Raw genomic sequence first — 4,875 nt, 5'->3', positions numbered from 1 at the left:
CAGAGCCCATGACTTGCCAAGACCAAGGGGTTGTGGAAAGAGGGAGAAGGCGTGTTTCTGGTTTTGAGAGATCGAACAGGAAAAGAGAAGAGAACGAGTGGCAAGAGCGGAGAGGAAATACCTGTCAAGCATGCCGAACACAGAAGTCAAGCTCTCGAGCGCCGAAGATAGTTGGCAAGACGCCTGCGAAAATAGGACGTTGCTCGGCTCTTTTTTTATTTGGCAAACAAAAAGGTGAAGCGTTATTTTGCTTCACCTTTTTTACGGCGGTCTTGCACGCTGCCCCCTTCTATTTTTCGGAATCCAATGACCTGGGTGGTCGCGACCGGATCGCCTTTGATCAACGATAAAATCGTCGCGCCCGCCATTTTTCCGGCAAGCTCGTAATCAAAGCGGTAAGTGCACAACGAAGGTGTGATCAATTCGCTTACCTCGTAGCCGCCAAAGCCAATTAAGGAAATATCCTCCGGGACGCGAAGTCCCTTTTCTGCAATCTCCTTATAGCAGGCCAGAGCCAAATTATCGGTCGCCGCGATAATCATTGTCGGATGGTGGTCCTCCAAATAATGACGAATGACCTTCCTTGTTTTTGAAAAAGAAAAATCCGTTTCGCGCATGTGGATTTTCGGCACTCCGTATTCCTCCAGCGCTTCCAGGACGCCTTTTCGGCGCTGGACGCCCACCGCCTCGTCGACGCGGTTGACTCCTAAAAACAGCACGTTTTCATGCCCCATCTTCGCGGCGTATTCGCCGGCCGCATAGCCGGCCCGATAGTCGTCGTAAATGATCGATACGCCGTTTTTAAAATGCTGGGCGACAATTAAAATCGGAATTTGCGATTCATGCACAAGTTTCTGGTGGATCAGGTTGATATTCGTCGCCACCAAAATGATGCCATCGACCCGCAAACTTTCAAAATACTGGATCGAGCGGATCTCGTCGTTGATGTCGTGGTCCGTGTCAATCAAAATCACCGTATATCCTTTTTCCTTCAAATAGGCGTTGATGCTCGTCAAAAGCCGGGACGAGGTGTTCGAGTTGATCGTCGGCGCGATGATCCCGATCGTTTTGGTTTCCTTCGCCTTCAAGTTCGAGGCCGCCGCGCTCGGCTCGTAGTCGTGCGCCTCGATGATTTTCCGGATCTTTTCCCGGGTTTCCTCTTTTACATAGCCATCGTTGAAATAACGCGAAACCGTGCTTTTCGCCACGCCCGCTTCTTCCGCGATTTCTTTCATTGTGATTCGTTTGTGTTTCATATGCACATTATAAAATCGAAAGGAAGCACTTTCAAGCGAAAATGTGGAACTGTTCCATAGAATTGAAAGAATATTTTTCATAATGTGCTTTATTTATTCGGACAATCGAAATTTTGGAATCGGTTTCACTTTTATCTTGACAAATATATGGAACAAGTTTAGGATTTAAATATGAAATCGGTTCCATAAAAAGAACCAGTAAAAACCAGAAAGGAAAATAGGAGAAAGGTATGGAAACAACAAAAATCGCATCACAAGTCATTCAATACGTCGGCGGGCAGGACAACATCGTCTCGGCGATGCACTGCGCCACAAGGCTGCGTCTGAAACTCAAAAACTACGATCTCGTCGATGAGGAGGCGTTAAGCGACGTCGACCAGGTCAAAGGCGTCTTTTTAGCCAACGACCAGTACCAGGTCATTTTCGGCTCCGGCACCGTCAATCTCGTCACCGCCGAAGTGCTCAAACAAACCGGCCTGGGCGCCAATGAAGCCAAAGCCGAGGAAGACGACACGAAAAAAGGCAATCCCGTCATGCGGGCCGTCAAAGTGCTGTCCGACATTTTCGTGCCCATTATCCCGGCCATCGTCGCGGGCGGCTTGCTCATGGGCCTCAACAACGTGCTCACCGCGCAAGGGTTGTTTGTCGAAGGCAAATCCGTCATCGACTTGTTTCCGGCTATGGCCAGCATCGCCACGTTCATCAACATGTGCGCGGCCGCGCCGTTTACGTTTTTACCGGTGCTCATTGGTTTTTCCGCCACGAAGAAGTTTGGCGGCAACCCGTATTTAGGCGCCGCGATGGGCATGATCATGGTCCATCCGGACTTGCTCAACGCCTATTCGCTCGCGTCCGCCGAAACGATCCCGACATGGAACTGGTTCGGTTTAAGCGTGGAAGCCATCGGCTACCAGGGAACGGTGCTGCCGGTTCTGGCCGTGTCGTGGATTTTGGCCAACATCGAAAAACGGCTCCATAAAGTGACGCCAAGCTGGCTGGACAACTTGTCGACGCCGCGCTGTCCATTTTGATTACCGCCGCGCTCACGTTCCTGTTTGTCGGACCGCTGCTGCGCGAAGCCGGCGATTTGCTCGCCTTCGGTTTGTCGTGGCTGTATTCGACCCTCGGCTTTTTGGGCGGCGCCATTTTCGGCCTGCTGTACGCACCGATCACGATTACCGGCATGCACCACTCGTTCTCGGCCATTGAGACGCAGCTGATCGCGGCCGCCGAGACGACAGGCGGATCGTTCATCTTCCCGATCGCCTCGATGAACAACGTCGCGCAAGGCGCGGCCGTGCTCACCGTGTTGTTCCTGACGAAAAACGAAAAGCTTAAATCGCTTTGCACGGCGTCCGGCATTTCGGCGCTGCTTGGCATCACGGAACCGGCGATGTTCGGTGTCACGCTGAAACTGAAATATCCGTTTTACGCGGCGATCATCGGTTCGGCTGCCGGCTCGGCATGGATCGCCGGCACGAAAACGCTCGCCCTGGCGATGGGCGCGGCCGGTTTGCCGGGCATCATCTCAATCGCGCCGCAAAGCTGGCTGAACTTCGCGATTGGTTTGGGCATTTCGATGGCGACCTCCGTTGTCATGACGGTCGTTTTGATGAAGAAGTTCGGTCAAAAAGAACTGGAAGCGCCAAAGAAGGTGAAGGCGATCGAAGCCATTCAGCTGCTGGACGCCCAGCCCAACGTGCTGTACGCGCCAATGAGCGGCTCCATCCGCCCGGTCAGCGCGTGCTCGGATCCGATGTTCGCCTCCAAGGCGATGGGGGATGGCGTCGTCATCACGCCAAGCGAGGGCACGCTCGTCTCGCCGGTCAACGGCAAAGTGATGATGGTGTTTCCGACCAAACACGCCATCGGCCTGCAAGGGGAAAACGGCGAGGAAATCCTCATCCATGTCGGATTGGATACGGTTTCGCTTGATGGAAAACCATTTGACGTGCTCGTGAAGGACGGCGACACGATCCGGGCCGGCCAGCCTTTGATGCATGTGGATTTGGAAGCTATCCGGGAAGCCAGACTTTCGACGGAAACGCCGGTTGTCATCACCAACGGCAAAGCGTTCGAGACGTTGCATGAAGAGCGGGTCGAATCGAGAGCGGAAATGCTCAAACTCGCGTAAGGAAGGAACAAAATGAAAACACTTTGGAATCAATATGAACAGGCGCACGCCCCAGGCGTCGCCAGCGATCCGTGGCGGCTGCGCTATCATCTCATGCCGCCGGTCGGGTGGCTCAACGACCCGAACGGTCTTTGTGAAAAAGACGGCGTGACCCACATCTTTTACCAGTACTCTCCCCTCGAGCCAGCGGGAGGGCAAAAAGGATGGGGCCATTACACCACGACGGACTGGAAGGCGTTTGAGTCCCGTCCAATCGAGCTGGTGCCCGACAGTCCTCTGGACAAGGACGGCGTGTATTCGGGCAGCGCGTTTGTCAAAGACGACACGATCCACTTCTTTTATACAGGCAATATCAAAGAGGAAGGCGACTTCGACTATATTTATGAAGGGCGCGGCCACTATGTGAACACGTTCACGTCCGGTGACGGCCTGACGTTTTCCGAAAAACGCAACGTGCTCAAAAACGAGGACTATCCGCACGATTTGAGCTGCCATGTGCGCGATCCAAAAATCTTCGAGGAAAACGGCGTGTACTACATGGTGCTTGGTGCGCGGACAAGAAACGACGTGGGCCAGATCCTCGTGTATCGTTCGGACGATTTGGCGCAGTGGTCGTTTCACGGACGGCTGGAAAGCGACGCGCCGTTTGGCTATATGTGGGAGTGCCCGGACTTGTTCGAGCTCGATGGACAAAAGATCCTGATGACGTGTCCGCAAGGCGTCGAACAGGACGGATACCGGTTTGAAAACGTGTATCAAAACGGGTATTTCCTTGTGGATGGCGCGCTCGATGAGCATACGGCTTTGTCCTCGTTTGCCGAGTTCGACCACGGGTTCGACTTTTACGCGCCGCAAACGTATTTGGATACGAGAGGCCGGCGGATTTTGATTGGATGGATGGGAATTCCCGATGCGGAGTACTCGAATCCGACGGTGGCGAACGGCTGGCAGCACGCGCTGACGCTGCCAAGAACGCTGTGGCTTGAAAACGGGCGTCTGTACCAGTTTCCAATCGAGGAAGTGCTGGATTTAAAACGGACAGAGTGGAGTCAAAAACTTCAGGCCGGCGAGACGGTGGATGTCGGCACGCCGTGCTTTCACGCGACGCTGACGCCTTTGACGGATTCGTTTCATGTTCGCCTGCGCGAGGATTGCGAGATTGAATACGCGAATGGCTTGCTTACGTTTTCACTGAAGCAGTCGGGATACGGCCGCGACGCGCGCCACGTCGAAGTCGGACGAATCGAGACCCTCGATGTGTTTAGCGATACGTCGAGCGTGGAAATTTTTGTGAATGGCGGACAATACGCGCTCACCTCAAGAATTTATGATAATATGGAATTAAATAAGATCGTGTCGGACGGACCGATGGAGCTGGTCGTTCGCGCGATGGACGCGTATCGCGTCGGGAAAGACAACTATATAGGAAGTCAAGTATAAAATTATGAAATAGTTTGAAATATTATTGCTTGATTTGTTGTCGAT

Annotated in this window: 4 protein-coding genes and 1 rRNA gene; 4 read left to right on the top strand and 1 reads right to left on the bottom strand. The window is 53.2% G+C overall.

The window, feature by feature from the left end; genetic code table 11:
• Window positions 1-93: 93 nt before the first annotated feature.
• Window positions 94-208: ribosomal RNA gene (rrf, locus tag ABNS49_RS13530) — 5S ribosomal RNA — on the top strand.
• A 34-nt stretch (window positions 209-242) separates the two neighbouring features.
• On the opposite strand, the gene ABNS49_RS13525 is transcribed toward rrf, so the two are convergent.
• Window positions 243-1,256 carry a LacI family DNA-binding transcriptional regulator gene (locus ABNS49_RS13525; RefSeq protein WP_135981376.1) on the bottom strand — a complete coding sequence of 338 codons (1,014 nt, stop codon included), beginning with the start codon at window positions 1,254-1,256 and terminating at the stop codon, window positions 243-245.
• A gap of 230 nt (window positions 1,257-1,486) precedes the next feature.
• Here ABNS49_RS13525 and ABNS49_RS13520 point away from each other — a divergent pair, with 230 nt between their 5' ends.
• Genes ABNS49_RS13520 through ABNS49_RS13510 form a run of 3 tightly spaced genes read left to right on the top strand, consistent with a single transcriptional unit; the run spans window position 1,487 to window position 4,830 of the window.
• Window positions 1,487-2,287, top strand: coding sequence for a PTS transporter subunit EIIC (locus tag ABNS49_RS13520; RefSeq protein WP_277820872.1), 801 nt, complete (start codon window positions 1,487-1,489; stop codon window positions 2,285-2,287).
• Window positions 2,284-3,390, top strand: coding sequence for a glucose PTS transporter subunit IIA (locus tag ABNS49_RS13515; RefSeq protein ID WP_277820871.1), 1,107 nt, complete (start codon window positions 2,284-2,286; stop codon window positions 3,388-3,390). Before ABNS49_RS13520 ends, ABNS49_RS13515 begins: the two co-directional genes overlap by 4 nt.
• Window positions 3,391-3,402: 12 nt before the next feature.
• Window positions 3,403-4,830, top strand: a complete 1,428-nt coding sequence (locus tag ABNS49_RS13510; protein ID WP_135981375.1) for a glycoside hydrolase family 32 protein — start codon at window positions 3,403-3,405, stop codon at window positions 4,828-4,830.
• The last annotated feature ends 45 nt before the right edge of the window (window positions 4,831-4,875 follow it).

Origin of the sequence: uncultured Dubosiella sp. (genome assembly GCF_964018005.1) — a bacterium.
GTDB classification, from domain to species: Bacteria; Bacillota_I; Bacilli_A; order Erysipelotrichales; family Erysipelotrichaceae; genus Dubosiella; species Dubosiella muris.
The sequence above is the reverse complement of the archived record's forward strand: the minus strand, read 5'-3'. Positions and strand labels throughout refer to the sequence as shown.